18 protein-coding genes are annotated in these 18,315 nt (G+C 51.2%); 11 read left to right on the top strand and 7 right to left on the bottom strand.

The genetic code is table 11. The features are described from left to right. Positions 1-13 precede the first annotated feature (13 nt). The 3 genes from BQ6873_RS06150 to BQ6873_RS06140 all read left to right on the top strand — a co-directional run bounded on the left by BQ6873_RS06150 (position 14) and on the right by BQ6873_RS06140 (position 3,633). The gene (locus BQ6873_RS06150) at positions 14-658 is read left to right on the top strand and encodes a hypothetical protein (RefSeq protein ID WP_076591861.1); all 645 of its coding nucleotides are present in this window, start codon (positions 14-16) and stop codon (positions 656-658) included. 164 nt (positions 659-822) lie between these two features. Beyond that, the gene (locus tag BQ6873_RS06145) at positions 823-1,536 is read left to right on the top strand and encodes an rRNA pseudouridine synthase (RefSeq protein ID WP_076591860.1); all 714 of its coding nucleotides are present in this window, start codon (positions 823-825) and stop codon (positions 1,534-1,536) included. Positions 1,537-1,914: 378 nt separating this feature from the next. After that, a complete protein-coding gene (locus BQ6873_RS06140; protein WP_076591859.1) occupies positions 1,915-3,633 on the top strand; it encodes a methyl-accepting chemotaxis protein in 1,719 nt (572 codons plus the stop codon). 127 nt (positions 3,634-3,760) lie between these two features. Here the strand turns inward: BQ6873_RS06140 and fghA are convergent, their stop codons facing one another. From fghA to minC, 5 genes are all read right to left on the bottom strand, one after another. Continuing rightward, positions 3,761-4,603, bottom strand: a complete 843-nt coding sequence (gene fghA, locus BQ6873_RS06135) for an S-formylglutathione hydrolase (RefSeq protein WP_076593972.1) — start codon at positions 4,601-4,603, stop codon at positions 3,761-3,763. A 29-nt stretch (positions 4,604-4,632) separates the two neighbouring features. Further along, a complete protein-coding gene (locus BQ6873_RS06130; RefSeq protein WP_076591858.1) occupies positions 4,633-5,739 on the bottom strand; it encodes an S-(hydroxymethyl)glutathione dehydrogenase/class III alcohol dehydrogenase in 1,107 nt (368 codons plus the stop codon). A gap of 141 nt (positions 5,740-5,880) precedes the next feature. Continuing rightward, entirely contained in the window at positions 5,881-6,153 is a 273-nt protein-coding gene (minE, locus tag BQ6873_RS06125; protein ID WP_076591857.1) for a cell division topological specificity factor MinE, read from the bottom strand. 2 nt (positions 6,154-6,155) lie between these two features. Further along, the gene (minD, locus tag BQ6873_RS06120) at positions 6,156-6,971 is read right to left on the bottom strand and encodes a septum site-determining protein MinD (RefSeq protein ID WP_076591856.1); all 816 of its coding nucleotides are present in this window, start codon (positions 6,969-6,971) and stop codon (positions 6,156-6,158) included. Between the two features lie 36 nt (positions 6,972-7,007). After that, the gene (minC, locus tag BQ6873_RS06115; RefSeq protein ID WP_076591855.1) at positions 7,008-7,796 is read right to left on the bottom strand and encodes a septum site-determining protein MinC; all 789 of its coding nucleotides are present in this window, start codon (positions 7,794-7,796) and stop codon (positions 7,008-7,010) included. A gap of 305 nt (positions 7,797-8,101) precedes the next feature. Between minC and BQ6873_RS06110 the strand changes: the two genes are divergently transcribed. The 3 genes from BQ6873_RS06110 (at position 8,102) to BQ6873_RS06100 (ending at position 10,490) form a co-directional block, all read left to right on the top strand. Further along, a complete protein-coding gene (locus BQ6873_RS06110; protein WP_076591854.1) occupies positions 8,102-9,004 on the top strand; it encodes a recombination-associated protein RdgC in 903 nt (300 codons plus the stop codon). Positions 9,005-9,153: 149 nt separating this feature from the next. Further along, positions 9,154-9,609: a DUF2721 domain-containing protein gene (locus BQ6873_RS06105; protein ID WP_076591853.1), complete on the top strand. Its 456-nt coding sequence runs from the start codon at positions 9,154-9,156 to the stop codon at positions 9,607-9,609. Between the two features lie 143 nt (positions 9,610-9,752). After that, positions 9,753-10,490, top strand: coding sequence for a carbonic anhydrase family protein (locus BQ6873_RS06100; protein ID WP_076591852.1), 738 nt, complete (start codon positions 9,753-9,755; stop codon positions 10,488-10,490). Between the two features lie 59 nt (positions 10,491-10,549). Here BQ6873_RS06100 and BQ6873_RS06095 read toward each other — a convergent pair whose 3' ends face one another. Both BQ6873_RS06095 and argA read right to left on the bottom strand, forming a co-directional pair. After that, positions 10,550-10,822: an oxidative damage protection protein gene (locus BQ6873_RS06095; RefSeq protein WP_012079035.1), complete on the bottom strand. Its 273-nt coding sequence runs from the start codon at positions 10,820-10,822 to the stop codon at positions 10,550-10,552. Between the two features lie 121 nt (positions 10,823-10,943). Further along, on the bottom strand, positions 10,944-12,254 hold the full coding sequence (gene argA, locus BQ6873_RS06090; RefSeq protein ID WP_076593971.1) for an amino-acid N-acetyltransferase: 1,311 nt from the start codon (positions 12,252-12,254) through the stop codon (positions 10,944-10,946). 85 nt (positions 12,255-12,339) lie between these two features. Here argA and hrpA point away from each other — a divergent pair, with 85 nt between their 5' ends. From hrpA to BQ6873_RS06065, 5 genes are all read left to right on the top strand, one after another. Then, positions 12,340-16,338 carry an ATP-dependent RNA helicase HrpA gene (gene hrpA, locus BQ6873_RS06085; RefSeq protein WP_076591851.1) on the top strand — a complete coding sequence of 1,333 codons (3,999 nt, stop codon included), beginning with the start codon at positions 12,340-12,342 and terminating at the stop codon, positions 16,336-16,338. A gap of 72 nt (positions 16,339-16,410) precedes the next feature. After that, positions 16,411-16,716: a hypothetical protein gene (locus tag BQ6873_RS06080; RefSeq protein WP_076591850.1), complete on the top strand. Its 306-nt coding sequence runs from the start codon at positions 16,411-16,413 to the stop codon at positions 16,714-16,716. Positions 16,717-16,725: 9 nt separating this feature from the next. Then, complete coding sequence (locus BQ6873_RS06075) at positions 16,726-16,992, top strand: hypothetical protein (protein ID WP_076591849.1); 267 nt, start codon at positions 16,726-16,728, stop codon at positions 16,990-16,992. 130 nt (positions 16,993-17,122) lie between these two features. Next, complete coding sequence (dcd, locus tag BQ6873_RS06070) at positions 17,123-17,689, top strand: dCTP deaminase (protein ID WP_076591848.1); 567 nt, start codon at positions 17,123-17,125, stop codon at positions 17,687-17,689. 166 nt (positions 17,690-17,855) lie between these two features. Continuing rightward, entirely contained in the window at positions 17,856-18,314 is a 459-nt protein-coding gene (locus BQ6873_RS06065; protein ID WP_076591847.1) for a hypothetical protein, read from the top strand. The last annotated feature ends 1 nt before the right edge of the window (position 18,315 follow it).

Below are 18,315 nucleotides of genomic sequence, written 5' to 3'. Positions count from 1 at the left end.
TAAGGGGTCTCGCATGAGCATTACAAGTTTAAATAACAATACGACACAACGACCAGCTGCCTTGCCTGCGATGGCTGCACGTGAGGCAACGCAACGTTCCTTCGACAAAACGGAAGCCAGCGTCAGCGACAAGGTGACGTTGGGCGCACAACCGGCAGAAGACGCTACCTACGGCGATCTGCGTAATACGGCGGCGCAAGCGCGTCCTGATGTTGCCACGATGCTGGAAGAGTCCAATCGCAAAGTGAAGGAAATCATCAATCTGATTCTGCCTTTGCTGGAGCAGCAAGGATTGAATATTGCGAAAGTGGTGAGCGGCGAACAGACACTGACAACGGATGCTGAGACTATCGAGGCAGCCAAAGCGGCGATTGCTGAGGATGGCGAGTTCGGCGTCAAGCAAGTGTCGGAACGCATCCTCAATTTTGCGAAGAGCGCTATCGGCGATGATCCAAGCAAGCTGGCAGCCATACGCGCAGCGGTGGAAAAAGGCTTTAAGGAAGCGAGCGATATGCTGGGTGGCACCTTGCCGGAAATCAGCCAGAAAACGCATGCAGCGATCATGGCGGAATTTGATCGCTGGGAGAGCGAAGGTATCGCATCTAGCAGTGCTAGCCCGGCGACCAAAGAAGGCAGCACCGAAGCCAAAGCGGCCTGATAGCCATACCACTGAGGGATACAACTGGTTTGCAGTTTTGCGCCAGTTGTCCCTGTGCCATCTTTTCTCCATTCTTTATCACCATGTTTAGCGCTGCGAGCTAAAAGGCTTGCAGCTACCGTGCGGCAAGCTGACAATACACATCTTTTTCAGATTGCCTCATCATGGTCGACTCTATCCGTCTCTCGAAACGCGTCGCCGAATCGGTCCCTTGTTCCCGTCGCGAAGCAGAGCAATACATTGAAGGCGGCTGGGTAACGGTAGACGGGATCGTGATTGAAGAACCCGGTTATCGCGTTACGCAGCAACAATCCATACTTCTGTCGCCTGATGCGACATTGGTCGCAGTCGATCCCGTTACCATCCTCTTGCATAAGCCTGCCGGTATCGATGTCGCCACCGCTTTGCAGAGCATCACGCCTGAGAATTTGTATGCGGAAGACCGTTCCGGTATTCGTTTTCTGAAAAAACATACCGTTGATCTGAAGCCGACAGATAACCTGGAAAGCTATGCCAGCGGCCTTGTTGTCTATACGCAGGATTGGCATATTGCGCGCAAATTGATCGATGAAGCTGCCACCGTGGAGCAGGAATACATTGTCGAAGTCAGCGGTGATCTCGTGCCCAATGGATTGGCTTTGCTGAACCATGGCTTGACCTTTAACCGCAAGCCTTTGCCGCCGATCAAGGTGAGCTGGCAAAACGAAACGCGCTTGCGCTTTGCCTTGAAAGGCGTACAGCGTGGTCAGATCTCGCACATGTGCGAGATGGTTGGTTTGAAAGTGGTCAGCTTGAAACGTATCCGCATCGCGCGCATGCCGATGGCGAGTTTGCCTGCAGGGCAGTGGCGTTATCTAAAGGGGTATGAGCGATTCTGATGTCGTCATGCCGGTAGATCGCAGCCTATTCAAAGCTCAAGGTAAAGCAGAGTTTCTTCACGATTCGATATGTGTGAGTGCGTAGCGTGATTGTGTCTTGAGCGCACAAATTCTCTTAATCATTTGTCCATATTGGTGAATATTTGCACTATTTTTGTGCTGCACCGTTAACCTTTGATATTTACTGCCGATATATGTCACAGGCGTGACAAAAAAATATTTTTCAATTTTGTCATGTTTTTAAATGTCATTAAAAGACATCAATGACGTAGGTCGTATCCTCAGGTCAGATGATTTATCAGCATATTGCATGTGTCGATTTTCACTCTGGAGAATAAAGATGTTGGTAGAGCAGAACGTAATTTTGGAGGGGACACGATGCGCATCGCAAATATGAAAATAGGTGTAAGACTTGGTTTAGGTTTCGGATTGATCTTATTGCTGGTCGCAGCAATGGGAGCTACCGGTATTATGCGTTTGCAAAATATCAATGATGCAAGTCGTCATCTGGTGGATGAGTCCCTGCAAAAACAAAAGGCAGCAGGGGAATGGTTGCAAGGAACGAGTGTTAATGCCGTACGTACATTGGCTTTGGTAAAAGCGTCGAATGCGGAAGTTCAGGCTTTTTTCCAAAAGGCGATTACCGCACAGAGCGCGCAAATTACCGAAATTCAAAAGAGTATTGAAGACCGGATCAATACAGATAAAGAAAAAGAATTATTTGCCGAAGTGGCAAAGAAAAGATCCACCTATATCGACATCCGAAAATCGATACTTGCGGTCAAGGCTGGTGGCAATATCGATGAAGCCAACCAAATGATCGATACAAAAATGGTGCCGGCGCTGGATGCATACGTTGATAGCGTAAAAGATGTGGTTGCGTATTATCAGAATGAAGTGAAACTGGCGGATGAGTCGATTACGGCAGATTTTGTCTCTGGCCGCATGACCTTGATTATTGGTGCCTTGATCGCCTTGGTTCTGGGTGCACTTATCGCTTGGCGTCTGACAGTTGGTATCACACGACCATTGCAGGAAGCATTGTCGGTGGCTGAATCGGTAGCAGAAGGTGATTTGACTACACGCAGCACCATGGTTGCCGCGCAAGATGAACCGGGATTATTGCTCAATGCACTGCGTCGTATGCAGGATAGCTTGGCAAAAACCGTGACGCAGATTCGCATGGGTACAGACACGATTGCGACTGCATCTAGCGAAATTGCCAGCGGCAATCTGGATCTCTCTTCCCGTACCGAAGAACAAGCCAGCTCACTGGAAGAAACCGCATCTTCGATGGAAGAGCTGACGTCGACCGTCAAACAGAATGCAGACAATTCACGTCAAGCCAATCAACTGGCGGTCGCTGCATCGGCGGTCGCAGTCAAGGGTGGTGCGGTGGTTTCGCAAGTGGTCGATACGATGGGTTCCATCAACGATTCGGCGAAGAAGATTGTCGACATCATTGGCGTCATCGATGGCATCGCATTCCAAACCAATATTCTGGCTTTGAATGCTGCAGTGGAAGCTGCGCGTGCCGGTGAGCAAGGCCGTGGCTTTGCCGTGGTGGCAACGGAAGTGCGTAATTTGGCGCAACGTTCAGCCGCTGCTGCGAAAGAAATCAAAGCCTTGATTGGCGACTCAGTTGAGAAAGTCGATGCCGGTAGCAAACTGGTGGCAGAAGCCGGTAGCACCATGGATGAAATCGTCGATGGCGTGAAGCGCGTTGCCGACATCATGGCCGAGATCACTGCAGCGAGCCAGGAACAAAGTGATGGTATCGAGCAAGTGAATCAGGCCATCGGCCAAATGGATCAAGTCACGCAGCAGAATGCGGCGTTGGTGGAAGAAGCGGCAGCGGCAGCTGAATCCTTGCAAGATCAAGCCAAAAATCTGGCACAAGCTGTCAGCGTATTTCAGGTCGGTGGCGAATATGCGTCGGCGCAGCAGACTGCACCTCGCACAATTCAATCGACTGCAGTCCGTGCACCAGCAGTGACTAAGTCGGTTAAGTCGTCAGTGGCGGTACCGGAACGGACCAAAGCGGCGCCGACCAAGTCAGCAGTCAATGGCAATACGGATGATTGGGAAGAGTTTTAAAATCTGATTCCATCCGACTTGATCGGATAGAAAAATGGCGCTGCAGAGTTGATCTCTACAGCGCCATTTTTTATGAGCATAAAAAACGGCTGAATAAAAATTCAGCCGTTGATCGTTGACGATGCGATTACTTGTTCAGGATGCCTGCATGGAAGGCGATGTGATCCTGCATGAAGGTCGAGATGAAATAGTAATTGTGGTCGTAGCCGGAATGACGACGTAGCGTCAATGGCTGCTCAGCGGTCCAGCATGCCGATTCGAAGTGATGCGGCAACAATTCGGTATCGAGGAATTCATCATCCAATCCCTGATCAATCAAGATACCTTGCGGGAATGGCGTCTTGCGTGTGCGCATCAATGCGCTCGCATCATGTTTAGCCCATTCCGCATGATCGCTGCCCAGATAATTCGAAAAGGCTTTTTGACCCCAAGGACAATGACTAGGTGCGGTGATCGGTGCAAAGGCCGATACCGATTTGTAGATATCCGGGTGCTTCAAAGCCAGCGTCAATGCGCCGTGACCACCCATCGAATGGCCGAACACACCGATGCGATCGGCGAGAGCAGGGAAGTTGGCAATGATGATGTTGCGTAATTCGTGCACCACATAGCTTTCCATGCGGAAGTGCGTGGCCCACGGTTGTTGCGTCGCATCGATATAGAAGCCGGCGCCGTGACCGAAGTCCCAGCTTTCCGCAGCGCCTTTGATGCCGGTACGACGTGGACTGGTATCCATCGTCACCAGCATGATGCCGTGCTCGGCTGCATAACGTTGCGCGCCGCCCTTGATCATGAAGGTTTCTTCGGTGCAGGTCAGACCGGCCAGATAAAACAATACAGGTACTTTTTTATGCTTGGCCTGTGGCGGTTGATACACGGAAAACGTCATCGACAAACCAGTCGACGTCGACTCGTGTTTGTAAAAACTTTGTGTGCCGTTAAAGCATTTGTGCTGGCTGGTCAGTTCCACTTCTTTCCCCACTTAACTTTTCAATTAACTTAGTAAACAACAACCGAGCGGATCGATTCGCCGCTCTTCATCAGATCGAAGCCTTCATTGATCCGTTCCAACGGCAATTTGTGCGTGATCAGATCATCGATATTCAGTTTGCCTTCCATGTACCAGTCTACGATTTTCGGTACATCGGTACGACCGCGTGCACCGCCGAAAGCGGAGCCTTTCCATTCGCGACCAGTGACCAGTTGGAATGGACGTGTGCTGATTTCTGCACCGGCTTCAGCGACACCGATCACGATCGATTGGCCCCAACCTTTGTGACAGCATTCCAGCGCTTGGCGCATTGTGTGTACATTGCCGATGCATTCGAAGCTGTAGTCCGCACCGCCGTCAGTCAATTGCACGATCGAGTCCACGACGTTCTCGACTTTGCTCGGATTGATGAAATGCGTCATGCCGAACTTGCGTGCCATCGTTTCGCGTGCAGGATTCAGATCGACACCGATGATTTTGTCAGCGCCAACCATCTTCGCCGCTTGAATCACGTTGAGGCCGATACCGCCGAGGCCGAACACGACCACGTTGGCGCCAGCTTCCACTTTTGCCGTGAACAAGACTGCGCCTACGCCGGTGGTGACGCCACAGCCGATGTAGCAAACTTTATCGAACGGTGCGTCTTCGCGGATTTTCGCCAAGGCGATTTCCGGGACAACGATGTAATTGGAGAACGTCGATGTACCCATGTAGTGAAACAGTGGCTTACCATCGATAGAGAAACGGCTGGTTGCATCCGGCATCAAACCGCGACCTTGGGTCGAGCGAATTTTTTGGCACAGATTGGTTTTGCGCGACAGGCAGAATTTGCATTCGCGGCATTCCGGCGTGTACAGCGGAATGACGTGGTCATCTTTTTTCAGGCTTTTGACGCCAGGGCCGACTTCGACCACCACGCCTGCGCCTTCATGGCCAAGGATGGCGGGGAAGATGCCTTCAGGGTCAGCGCCTGACAGTGTGTAGTAATCGGTATGGCAAATGCCGGTGGCTTTGATCTCGACCAGCACTTCACCTTCACGCGGTCCACCCAGCTCGACTTCTTCAATCGTTAACGGTTGTCCTGCTTTCCAGGCGACGGCGGCTTTGGTTTTCATGATGGGATCTCGAAAAATAAATGATGTGAAATGATACGTTATCTCTCAGCTAGCAGATGGCGCATGCATTTTTTTCATGCGGGTGGTGATACTGCTCTGGATTCCCGTTTGAACGAGAGTCCAGAGCCAGGCAAACATTAATTACTTGATGGCAGCTTCAATCGCGTCGTCCGGCAGCACGACGTTGACGTCCAACACTTCCAGATTGCCCTGACTATTCAGAGAAATCTTGATGTCGTCCGGATTGACCTTCACGTATTTTGAAATCACAGCGATCAACTCTTGATGCAGAGCTGGCAGGAAGTCAGGGCCGGCACGGCCATTACGCTCACGCGCAATAATGATCTGCAGACGTTCCTTGGCAGCGCTAGCAGTTTTCGGCTTGGTATTAAACAGGAAAGACAGGAGAGCCATGATTACTTACCTCCAAAAATTCTCTGCAGAAAGCCAGGCTTTTCGTAGTCAGTAAATCGCAATGGGAGGTCTTCGCCGAGGAAGCGTGAGACGACATCTTTGTAGGCTTCTGATACTTCGCTGCCTTCGATATGGATCGCCGGATTACCGGAGTTCGATGCGTGCAATACCGATTCCGATTCTGGAATGATGCCGACCAGTGGGATGCGCAGGATTTCCTGCACGTCGGTGTAAGACAGCATTTCGCCAGCTTCCACGCGCTTCGGTACATAGCGGGTAATCAGCAAATGCTCCTTGACCGGTTCGCCGCCGTTCAATGCACGACGCGATTTGGCTTGAATGATGCCGAGGATGCGATCCGAATCGCGTACCGACGACACTTCAGGATTGGTGACGATGATGGCTTCATCAGCAAATGTCAGCGCCATGACAGCACCGTGTTCGATACCTGCAGGCGAATCGCAGATGATGAATTCAAAATCCATGGCAGCCAGATCTTGCAGTACGCGTTCCACGCCTTCTTCCGAGAGCGCATCTTTGTCGCGTGTTTGCGATGCAGGCAGCACGAACAGGTTGTCGCAGTGTTTGTCCTTGATCAGCGCTTGATTCAGCGTTGCTTCCTTGTTGACGACATTGATCAGGTCGTACACCACGCGGCGTTCGCAGCCCATGATCAAATCGAGATTGCGCAGGCCAACGTCGAAATCGATGACGACAGTTTTATGTCCGCGCATGGCCAGACCGGACGCAAAGCTTGCGCTCGAAGTGGTTTTGCCGACGCCGCCTTTACCCGACGTTACAACGATGATTTTTGCCAAAGGAAACCCCTTTCGTTAAATAATTTTTTAATTGATTTATGCCGCTGCCTTGAGGGGCAGCATGTCGATACGATCGCCTACCAGCCGAACTTGCGTTGCCTGTTGCGCACGATCTGCCGGAAAACCGTTTTCAAATGTGCGATACATGCCGGCGATCGATACCAGTTCCGCTTCCATGCTTAATGTAAAAATACGTGCTTCTGTATTACCGCTTGCACCCGCGAGCGCGCGACCGCGCAAAGGTGCGTAAATATGGATGCTGCCGTCGGCGATGACTTCTGCGCCGTTATTGACGGCGGCCGTGATGATCAAGTCGGCTCCGCGTGCGTATATGCGCTGACCTGCGCGTACCGGCGTATCGATGATCATGGTGTTGGCAGCAAATTGCGTTGCCACCGGTGCTGCTGTTTGTACTGGTGCCGGTTCTGGTGCAATCTGTACGACTGGTGGTTCCAGTTCGATTTCAGCTTGTTCGGGTGCGCTTAGATTTTGTTCCCGCGCTTTGACCGTGCCGTCCAGGCTCAGACCTTGCGCCAGTATCTCAGACACCATCTCTGGCGTGGCGTTGCGCACGGCAACCGCGTTCAGTCGATATGATTTGAGCAGCGCAGTGATGGCGGCCCAGTCTATGGTTTGGCCTGCAGGTTCCAGCGAGCCGACATCGATAACAGCAAATTCATCATCGAAAAAATCGGCATTGCCGCCAGTCATTTCCTGCATTGCGGTATCGAGTACGGCAAGGTTGGCTTCCCGCAGAATGGCGGAGACGGCGACGACGGTGGAAATCTTGATTTCGATCGGCTTGCGGGATGAGCTTTTGGACATGAGTACGGTAAATGGTGACGCAGATGCGTTTTAAATTTCTTCGGTCAATTTCTGGCGGGTAACGTTGCTTGCGATCAGTTGCTCACGAACATGCGCCGCTCAGATAACAGGTGACGCGTATTATAACCGCTACCGCGAGTGTTTCCGCGGGGTTTGACAGGATAAGACACAGTCTTTTCCATATAAGGTTTTGCGCATCAATACCAGCCTTTTCTATATTTTATTTGAAGCGAATTCAGTGCAATTTTGTGTGTGGCCAGCTATCGGGTCGCGTGTAGAATAGCCCCTTTTTTTCGGGGCAAGCCATGTGGTTCAAGAATCTTCAGATATATCGTCTTCCTGCACCGTGGGCTATTACAACCGAGCAGTTGGCAGCAGATTTGGCACCGCACGCGTTTCAGCCATGTAGCAGCCTGGATATGCAAAGCCAGGGCTGGGTATCGCCGCGCGAAAATGGCGAACTGGTGTATTCACTCAACAAGCAGATTTTGCTCTTGCTTGGTACCGAGAAAAAACTGCTGCCGACTACCGTGATCAATCAAGTCACCAAGATCAAGGCCGCGGAGATCGAAGAGCAGCAAGGCTTCAAGCCTGGCCGCAAGCAAATGAAGGAAATCAAGGAAGACGTCACCGACGAGCTGTTGCCGCGCGCTTTCAGCGTCTGGCGTCAGACTTGGGTCTGGATCGATCCAGTCAACGGTTGGTTGGTAGTCGATGCCGGCAGCCCGGCCAAAGCGGATGAAGTCATCAAACTGCTGATCAAATCTGTCGAGAAGTTGCCGATGGAAGCCCTGCACGTCACGCAATCACCGGTCGCAGCCATGACTGAATGGCTGGTTGCTGATGCCGCACCGAGCGGCTTTACCGTCGATCAGGATACGGAACTGCGCGCCAACGGCGAAGGCAAGGCAACCGTACGCTATGTACGCCATACGCTGGAAGCCGACGATGTGCGTCGTCACATTGCATCCGGCAAACAATGCACACGTCTGGCAATGACCTGGGCTGACAAGATTTCCTTTGTATTGACCGAATCGTTGACGATCAAGCGCGTGGCACCGCTGGATGTGATCAAGGAAAACGCTGATACCACTGCGCAGAACGATGATGAGCGCTTTGACTCGGACATCATGCTGATGACCGGTGAATTGAGCCGCATGCTGGCTGATTTGGTAGAAGCTTTGGGTGGTGAAATTCAGAAACAATGATGGTCTGAGGTGTTGTGATGGTCTTGCCTGTCGCATAGTACTTCAGGCATGATATTTCGCAGAAAGGCGAGTATGCTGTGTAAGCAGCTTCTCAGAGCATACTCAAGGCCTTATTTTCGTTTAAGCCGTTTACTTTTTTAGATACTGCCATGGAAATTCAAGTCGGTGATATCGGTCACATGATTCAGTTGTCGGTGGCACCTGTGTTCTTGCTCACGGGTGTTGGTACCAATTTGATGGTCTTGACCAATCGTTTGGGTCGGATTACTGATCGTTCGCGTGTGTTGGAAGACAAACTGCGCACTACCGATCCAGTACATCATGCTGACTTGAATGCTGAGCTGATCACGCTTTATCCGCGCGCGCATTTGATCAATCGTGCCATTGTGCTGAGTACAGCTTGTGCCTTGATGGTCAGCATGGTGATCATCTCCTTGTTCGTGGGCGATGCACTGACTGTCGAGTTATCCAAATTTATTGCGATATTTTTTATTCTGGCGATGTTGTGTCTGGTATCGAGTTTTGTGATGCTCCTGCGTGAAATCTTGTCCGCCACGAGTTCTCTGTATGAACGAAGGATAGAACCGATAGCCCGACCTGATTGATATCTAAAAACAGTAAGAAATACAAAAGCTCGCAGATTATTCTGCGGGCTTTTTTCTTATGCGCGTTTCGATATTCGCTTTCAAATTATTTGTTAATTTAATAAAATTAATATTTTTACAATTTGACGGATAGGAGAAAAGCTATGCAGGCAGTAGGCAGCGGAAGATGGTTGCGCAGAGTAAGCGTGTTGATGGCAAGTCTGGTTTTGGCGGCATGCGCCAGCCAGCAGGGAAGTCCATCGACATCGGCTCATCCAGCAGTGATGACACAACAAGTGCAGAGCAGCATGACGGCGGAGCAAGCTTTGCAATTGCTGAAGGATGGCAATGCGCGTTTCGTGTCAGGTAAGGGTGGGGCACATGATCTGCCTGCGCAAGTTCTTGCGACTGGCAAGAATGGGCAATTCCCGTTTGTCAGCATCGTGAGTTGTATCGATTCACGCTCGTCGCCATCGCTGGTATTCGATCTTGGCATCGGCGATGCCTTCAATGCACGCGTGGCTGGCAATGTGATTAACGAAGATATTCTCGGCAGTCTTGAATATGCGTCGAAAGTGGCTGGCGCCAAACTAATCGTTGTACTCGGTCATACCTCCTGCGGCGCGGTGAAAGGTGCATGCGACAACATCGCACTGGGAAATTTGAGTGGCTTGCTGGCGAAGATACGTCCTGCCGTCAACGCGACGTCAGATACGAAAGGCGCAGACCGCTCTTCACACAATTACGCCTTTGTCGATGCAGTAGCAGAAAACAATGTGAAGAGAATGGTGCAAGCAGTACAGGACAGAAGTCCTATCCTGCGCGAGATGGCTGCGAATAATCAGGTGAAGATTGTGGGTGCGATGCTGGATGTAAAGACGGGTGAAGTGAAGTTTTATTAAAACACCAGACGTAAAAAAGCCGACGCGATAAGACGTCGGCTTTTTTATGGTGCGACAGATTAGTAGGTTGGTGGTACGTAACCTTGTGCTGCATCGGCGCCATCGCCGAAGAAATGTTTTTCCATTTGTGTTGCCAGATATTTGCGTGCGCGTACATCGGCCAGATTCAAACGGTTTTCATTAACCAGCATGGTTTGATGCTTGAGCCAGGCAGCCCATGCTTCTTTCGATACGGTTTCATAAATACGTTTACCGAGTTCGCCCGGATATGGAGGAAAGTCCAGTCCTTCCGCTTCCTTGTCCAGTTTGATGCAGTGAATCATGCGTGTCATGTTGCTATCCTTTTCTATCGCTATACCGCGCTGTTGCGTAAATGGCGCGGGTGGCTCAGGGTGTTAAATCAAATGCCGCCGCTGCAAGGAGCGACGGCGCGTATTGGGTAAAGAGGCGACATTATAGGTTTTTTGTGAAAACCAGTGATTTGCGCTGCCAGTTGTACATTTGCTGCCGGTTCTTCGGCAAGTCGTCGACAGTCGCCGGAACGAAGCCGCGTTTCAAGAACCAGTGCGCAGTACGCGTGGTCAGAACAAACAGTTTTTTCAAGCCAGCGGCGCGTGCGCGATTCTCCATGTGCTTCAACAAACGCTCGCCATCGCCTTGCGTTTGCACTTCAGGATTGACGATCAGACATGCCATCTCTGCCATTTTCTCGGCAGGGAAAGGGTAGAGTGCCGCGCAACCGAAGATCACGCCATCATGTTCGATGACGGAGAAGTAATCGATTTCGCGTTCGATCAGTTCGCGGCCGCGTTTTACTAATGTGCCGTCGGCTTCTAGCGGTTCGATCAATTTGAGAATGCCGCCCACATCTTCAATCGTGGCATCGCGCAGACTTTCCAGATTCTCGAACGAGATCATGGTGCCGACGCCATCATGCGTAAACAATTCCAGTAAGGCCGAGCCATCGGTGGTAAACGGAACGATGTGCGCACGCGGTACGCCGCCGTTACAGGCTTGCACTGCATGCTGCAAATAAAATGCGGAATCGGCAGGAACGCAATCGTAGCTCAGCACGGCATCGACTTGGTGTGATGACAGCTCATGTATTTCCACGCCGCCCATGTCTTTAATCATGGGTGTTTCAGTGATGAAAATCAATTTGTCGGCGCGCAATGCAACTGCTGCCGAGACGGCGACGTCTTCCATCGTCAGGTTGAATATCTCACCGGTCGGCGAGAATCCCAGTGGCGACAGCAAGACCAAACCACCAGCATTCAAAATCGGGTGGATTGCTTCATAAGCAATTTTGCGGGTCACGCCAGTCAGTTCCAGATCGACACCGTCGATAATGCCGATAGGGCGCGCGGTGACGAAGTTGCCGGAAATGATACGAATCGCCGCGTGTGCCATAGGCGTGTTCGGCAAACCCTGACTGAAAGCAGCTTCGATATCGAGACGTAATTCGCCAGCCGCTTCTTTTGCGCATTCCAGCGCCGCGGTGTCGGTAATACGCAAGCCGTCGTGGAAGCGGGCTTCTACATTTCGTAGTGCCAACTGTTCTTCCACCTGCGGACGTGAGCCGTGCACGATGACGACCTTGATGCCGAGAGCATGCAATAAAGACAAATCCTGTGCCAGCACCGGTAACGCGCCAGCCTTGACCAACTCACCTGGGAAGGCGATGACAAAGGTCTTGCCGCGGAAGGCGTGGATGTACGGCGCGACGGAACGCAGCCACTGGACGAATTGTTCTTGATTTTCCATGAGACGCATTATAACCATGGCAACCGCTATCGATTGTGCGATCTGACGACGAAATGCGACACTGCTCTGTATAATTCCGCACTACATGTCTGCTCCAGAATCCAACCAAAAACCTAAGCCAGCCGCGACTAATCGTCCCGCGCGCGTCGCTCAAGCCCCATCCGCACCGCCGGTCCGTAATCCGCTGCCTGCAATTACCTTCCCTGAAGAGCTACCGGTTTCCGGCAAGCGGGAGGATATTGCACGCGCGATCCAGGCCAATCAGGTCATCATCGTCAGCGGTGAAACCGGCTCCGGGAAAACCACGCAATTGCCGAAAATCTGCCTGGAACTCGGCCGTGGCTTGAATGGCTTGATCGGTCACACGCAACCGCGCCGGATCGCCGCTTCGTCCACCGCCAAGCGCATCGCGCAAGAAATCGGCTCGCCCTTGGGCGAACACGTCGGCTTCAAGGTGCGCTTCAACGACACTTTGACCAAGGGCGCGTGGATCAAGCTGATGACCGACGGCATCTTGCTGGCGGAGACACAAACCGATCCGCTGCTGCGTCAGTACGACACCATCATCATCGATGAAGCGCATGAACGCAGCCTGAACATCGACTTCCTGCTCGGTTATCTGAAGCAGTTGCTGCCCAAGCGTCCGGATCTGAAAGTCATTATTACCTCGGCAACCATCGACGCCGATCGCTTCGCGCGTCACTTCGGCAGCAATGGAAAACTGGCACCGGTGATCGAAGTGTCCGGTCGTATGTATCCAGTCGAAGTGCGTTATCGCCCGGTTGAAGCTTTCGACAAGAACACAGAAGGCAATCCGAATGCAACCTCGGATGCGGCAGCCGCACGCCGTTCGGCAATGGCAGCCAAGGAACGCGGTCAGCGTGATCTGATGGATGCAGTAGTCGATGCGGTTGATGAGTTGGCGCGCATAGGTTCCGGCGACGTGTTGGTATTCCTGCCGGGTGAACGCGAGATACGCGACGCCGCAGAAGCCTTGCGTAAGCATCATCCACCGCATGTGGAAATTCTGCCGCTGTTCGCGCGCTTGTCCGCACAAGAGCAGGAGCGCGTATTCAAGGTGTCCAATGCGCGCCGTATCGTGCTGGCAACCAACGTTGCAGAAACTTCGCTGACGGTACCCGGCATACGTTACGTGGTTGATGCAGGCCTTGCACGTGTGAAGCGCTACAGCTATCGCAACAAGGTCGAGCAATTGCAAATAGAACCGATTGCACAATCGGCGGCAAACCAGCGAGCTGGTCGTTGCGGTCGTGTCTCTGCCGGCGTTTGTATACGTCTGTATGACGAGCAGGATTATTTGTTGCGGCCGAAATTTACCGAACCGGAAATTCTGCGTTCCTCATTGGCATCCGTCATTCTGCGGATGAAGTCTTTGCATCTGGCCGATGTAGAAACCTTCCCGTTCATCGAACCGCCGCTGGGTCGCGCGATTGCCGACGGTTATCAATTGCTGCAAGAGTTGGGCGCGGTCGATGATGAAAACAAGTTGACCAAACTGGGTCGCGAGTTGGCCAAGTTGCCGCTGGACCCGCGCGTAGGTCGCATGATTCTGGCTGCGAAAGATAATGTCTGCCTGACTGAAGTCTTGATTATTGCCGCTGCATTGTCAGTGCAAGATCCACGCGATCGTCCGATGGAAGCGCAAACAGCAGCTGACAACGCACACAAGAAATTCGCTGATGAAAAATCGGAGTTCGCCAGTTATCTGAAAATCTGGAAATGGTTCGAAGATGCGGTCGCGCACAAGAAATCGAATCGACTGTTGCAGGAAGAATGTCGCGCCAGTTTTCTGTCGCAACTGCGTCTGCGCGAATGGCGCGATGTGCATTCGCAATTGCTGACCATCGTGCGTGAGCAGGGCTGGCGCTTGAATGAAGCACCGGCAACCTATGAGCAATTACACACGGCACTGCTGACCGGCTTGCTTGGCAATATCGGCTTCAAGTCGGAAGAAGAGCAGCATTATCTGGGCGCACGTGCGATCAAGTTCCACATCTGGCCAGGTTCGTCGCTCATCAAGAAGGCCGGTAAATGGATCATGGCGGCCGAGCTGGTCGACACCACGCGCCTGTATGCGCGTTGCATCGCGCAGATACAGCCGGAATGGCTGGAACGTGTTGCGGGTCATTTGCTGAAAAAATCCTACGGTGAGCCGCGCTGGGAAAAACGCACTGCGCAAGTTTCTGCGTATGAGCGCGCGACCTTGTACGGCCTCGTTGTCTACAGTCAGCGCCGGATTCAATATGGCTTGATCAATCCATCGGATGCGCGCGAAATTTTTATCCGCGATGCGCTGGTCGGTGGTGATTTTGAAACGCGTGCACCTTTCTTTGCGCATAACCATAAATTGATACGCGAGATCGAGAATCTTGAGCACAAGTCACGTCGCCTTGATGTATTGGTTGATGATGAATTGATCGCGGCTTTCTACGACAAGCTGATTCCAGCCGATATTCATAACGGCATCACCTTCGAGAAATGGCACAAGGAAGCGACGGCCAAAGAACCGAAGTTACTGTATCTGAATCGTGATGATTTGATGCGGCATGAAGCAGCAGGCGTGACGACTGAGTTGTTCCCCAAGGTGATGAACGTCGCTGGCGTCGATATGGTGCTGTCGTATCACTTCGAGCCAGGCACGCCGCGCGATGGTGTGACGCTGACTGTTCCCTTGTATGCCTTGAATCAGGTATCGGCCGATCGTTGTGAATGGCTGGTGCCCGGCATGTTGAAGGAAAAAGTACATCTGTTGATCAAGTCTTTGCCACAAAAATTGCGCCGTCATTGCGTGCCATTACCAGATTACGCGGCCGGTTTTTGTGATCGTGTGCAAGAAGCGCATGCCTTCGGCAAAGGCAGTTTGCTGGATGCAGTCATTGCTGACGTACGCGAACAAACCGGTATCGCTACCAAGACGACAGACTACAAACTGGAAACCTTGTCCTCGCATCAGTTCATGAACTTCAAGATCATCGATGAACATGGCCGTCAGTTGGAGATGGGACGCAATCTTGCTACCTTGCGCTCAGAGTTTGGCGGACAAGCGAGAGAAAGTTTTCAACGTATTGCTGAGCAAACGGCGATGCCGCTGGTGGGGCAATCGACCAGCGCGGCTAAACCGGTTGCTGTTACCGGTAAAACGCAAGTGGCTAGCTCTGCGACTAAAACACAATCAGGTACAGCAACGCATGCAGGCGGCAAAGTCGTAAACGCAACGACGCATCAGAATCTGACCAGTTGGACCTTTGGCGAATTGCCAGAGTTGCTGGAAATCCAGCAAGGCAAGCAAACGCTGATCGGCTTCCCCGCATTGGTAGATAAAGGCACGTATTGCGATCTGGAAGTGTTTGACGATCCGAATGAAGCAGCACGCGTGCATCGTATAGGCTTGCGTCGCTTGCTGGCTTTGCAGTTGAAAGAACAGTTGAAGTATCTGGAAAAGAACATTCCAGGCTTGCAGCAAATGGGCATGCAGTTCATGGCCTTGGGTTCGCAGGAAGAATTGCGTGATCAGATTATTCACGCTGGCCTGGAGCGCGCCTGTCTGCAAGAACCGTTGCCGAAAAATGCAGAAGAGTTCAATGCGCGCAAGGACGAAGGCAAGTCGAGGCTGGGTTTGCTGGTCAATGAAATCGCACGACTGGTCGGATTGATACTGACTGAATATCACGCCTTGCCGAAGAAACTGCAAACAGTAAAAGCGCATGCGCAAGCCGTGACCGATATGCAGTCACAATTACAAGGCTTGGTCAGCAAGCGCTTCATCGCAGAGAACAATTACATCAACCTCACGCATTTCCCGCGTTATCTGAAGGCGATCAATGTGCGCATCGATAAATTGCGCGCCGATCCTGCGCGCGATACGCGGGCAATGGCTGAATGGCAGCAAGCTGCAGCGCCATGGCAACGTGCATTGAAGGAACGTCACGGCGATCCGAAGATGACGGAGTTCCGCTGGTTGCTGGAAGAGTTGCGCGTGTCCTTGTTTGCACAAGAGTTGCGTACGCCTATGCCGGTATCGGTCAAGCGATTGCAGAAGGTGTGGGAAACGATGCAGCGTTAGAGTAGTTCGCAAAGATGTTTGCGCGGATGGTGCATAGGACGTTAAACGAATTTCTAAGTAAATCGGAAAGCTATGCGCCATCAACTATTTTTGTTATCTATTTTGACGAGTATTTGTCTGCAAGTCTCGGCGCAGAGCAAGTTTCCTGCGGATGTCGCCCGTTTCATTGAAAAGCGCGATGGCTGCGATCATTTTCGCGGCGAGGAGCCGTATGATGAAGAGCGACGCAAGTTCTTGCTGGATAACATTACTGCGCTTTGCACGGGTAGTGATAACAAGCTGGCGCAACTCAAGAAGAAATATGCAGGACGTCCGGACGTCATCGGAAAATTGAATGAATACGAGCTACGGATCGAAACAGGCAGAAAAAATCCTTAAAGGAAAACCATGCGCACATTGAGTTTCCTGCTTGCAGGCTTATTGATACTCGCGGCATTCGTTTTGCTGGCGCGGCTGTTTTCTGCGAATTATCCGGCTGCCATGACCTGGGCCACGACTATATTTGTCACGCTATGGTTTGGTATTGCTGCCTTCAATATGTGGATAGGTATTGATCAGGCTGGGTATTCGTTTGGCGAAGAATTGCCGATTTTCCTGCTGATATTCGGAGTGCCGGCTGCCTTAAGTGCCTTCCTTCGGTGGAAAGTTCTATAGCTCCCAAACGCGGGGAGCGTTGCTGCGATTGCGTCCTGGCCTTTGTTTGCAAGCTTCTTACAGCCGGATGAGCAACGATTTCGCGTAAAATTGCGGAAATTCCTTACAACACTCACTTAAATCTAAGAATATGACCATCAAATCCGACAAATGGATACGCCGTATGGCAGCAGAAACCGGCATGATCGAGCCATTCGAGCCTGGTCAAGTGCGTCAGGCTAACGGCCAGAAGATCGTTTCTTACGGGACATCTTCCTACGGTTACGATATTCGCTGCGCTGACGAATTCAAGATTTTCACCAATATCAACAGCACCATCGTCGATCCGAAGAACTTCGATGAAAACTCATTCGTCGATGTCAAAAGCGATGTTTGCATCATTCCGCCAAATTCATTTGCGCTTGCCCGTACGATCGAGTACTTCCGTATTCCACGTAATGTGCTGACGATTTGCCTAGGTAAATCGACATACGCGCGCTGCGGCATCATCGTCAACGTGACACCTTTCGAACCTGAATGGGAAGGCTATGTGACGCTGGAGTTTTCCAATACGACACCGTTGCCTGCGAAGATTTACGCAGGTGAAGGTTGTGCGCAAGTGTTGTTCTTTGAAAGCGATGAAGTGTGCGAAGTGTCGTACAAGGATAGAGGTGGCAAGTATCAAGGCCAACACGGCGTAACTTTGCCTAAGGCTTGATAGAAAATTTGGATGCTGATATTTGAGTGAAAAAATCAGCATGCCGCTATCTTTGTAATTTTCATGCGGTATAACTTACTTTGATGGGAAAGCACCGCGCTTTTTACAAAATCTACTGTTTCATTTTTAGTGAGCAGTAGATTTTTCTTTTACTACTGCTTACTTTATGAAACTTAAACCATTCATTATTACATTCGTCTTGTTGTGGCTTGCTTCAGCTCTTACTACGGTTTGGTTTGGCAATATTGGAGATGCTGGAAGTTTTGGTGATAGTTTTGGAGCAATTAATGCTCTGTTTTCCGGCGTAGCTCTGGCGTTAGCTATTTATTCAATGATTCTTCAACAAAGACAGAACGCTGAATTTGAACAAAAGACATTAGCAGCAATGGCGCAGCACGCTGAAACAATAGATTTAATCAAAACAAGTCTCGTGCAACAAGCTAATGTTGCACGTGTGACTGCGTTGACATATTTGATTGAGCGCGAAGAGCAACGAATTGAAAATTTGAGGGAGTGGGGAACGGAGTCACATAAGGATGAAAATTATTATTCAAAAGGTATTAAGGCTTCTCAAGGGCGGATTGATAACTATCAAGAGCAAATCAGAAAAGTTGGGACTACCTAAT

It is taken from the genome of Herminiimonas arsenitoxidans (assembly GCF_900130075.1).
GTDB classification, from domain to species: domain Bacteria; phylum Pseudomonadota; class Gammaproteobacteria; order Burkholderiales; family Burkholderiaceae_D; genus Oxalicibacterium; species Oxalicibacterium arsenitoxidans.
Note: the sequence above shows the minus strand (reverse complement) of the source record. Positions and strands in the feature narration are given on the sequence as shown.

Bases quoted from the DNA above. Each gene is read 5' to 3' on its own strand.
- BQ6873_RS06100 (WP_076591852.1), top strand. From the start codon at position 9,753: ATGCAGGCAGTAGGCAGCGGAAGATGGTTGCGCAGAGTAAGCGTGTTG.
- BQ6873_RS06065 (WP_076591847.1), top strand. From the start codon at position 17,856: ATGAAACTTAAACCATTCATTATTACATTCGTCTTGTTGTGGCTTGCT.
- BQ6873_RS06140 (WP_076591859.1), top strand. From the start codon at position 1,915: ATGCGCATCGCAAATATGAAAATAGGTGTAAGACTTGGTTTAGGTTTC.
- BQ6873_RS06075 (WP_076591849.1), top strand. From the start codon at position 16,726: ATGCGCACATTGAGTTTCCTGCTTGCAGGCTTATTGATACTCGCGGCA.
- BQ6873_RS06145 (WP_076591860.1), top strand. From the start codon at position 823: ATGGTCGACTCTATCCGTCTCTCGAAACGCGTCGCCGAATCGGTCCCT.
- BQ6873_RS06150 (WP_076591861.1), top strand. From the start codon at position 14: ATGAGCATTACAAGTTTAAATAACAATACGACACAACGACCAGCTGCC.
- hrpA (WP_076591851.1), top strand. From the start codon at position 12,340: ATGTCTGCTCCAGAATCCAACCAAAAACCTAAGCCAGCCGCGACTAAT.
- minE (WP_076591857.1), bottom strand. From the start codon at position 6,153: ATGGCTCTCCTGTCTTTCCTGTTTAATACCAAGCCGAAAACTGCTAGC.
- BQ6873_RS06110 (WP_076591854.1), top strand. From the start codon at position 8,102: ATGTGGTTCAAGAATCTTCAGATATATCGTCTTCCTGCACCGTGGGCT.
- BQ6873_RS06080 (WP_076591850.1), top strand. From the start codon at position 16,411: ATGCGCCATCAACTATTTTTGTTATCTATTTTGACGAGTATTTGTCTG.
- dcd (WP_076591848.1), top strand. From the start codon at position 17,123: ATGACCATCAAATCCGACAAATGGATACGCCGTATGGCAGCAGAAACC.
- BQ6873_RS06105 (WP_076591853.1), top strand. From the start codon at position 9,154: ATGGAAATTCAAGTCGGTGATATCGGTCACATGATTCAGTTGTCGGTG.
- BQ6873_RS06095 (WP_012079035.1), bottom strand. From the start codon at position 10,822: ATGACACGCATGATTCACTGCATCAAACTGGACAAGGAAGCGGAAGGA.
- BQ6873_RS06130 (WP_076591858.1), bottom strand. From the start codon at position 5,739: ATGAAAACCAAAGCCGCCGTCGCCTGGAAAGCAGGACAACCGTTAACG.
- minC (WP_076591855.1), bottom strand. From the start codon at position 7,796: ATGTCCAAAAGCTCATCCCGCAAGCCGATCGAAATCAAGATTTCCACC.
- argA (WP_076593971.1), bottom strand. From the start codon at position 12,254: ATGGAAAATCAAGAACAATTCGTCCAGTGGCTGCGTTCCGTCGCGCCG.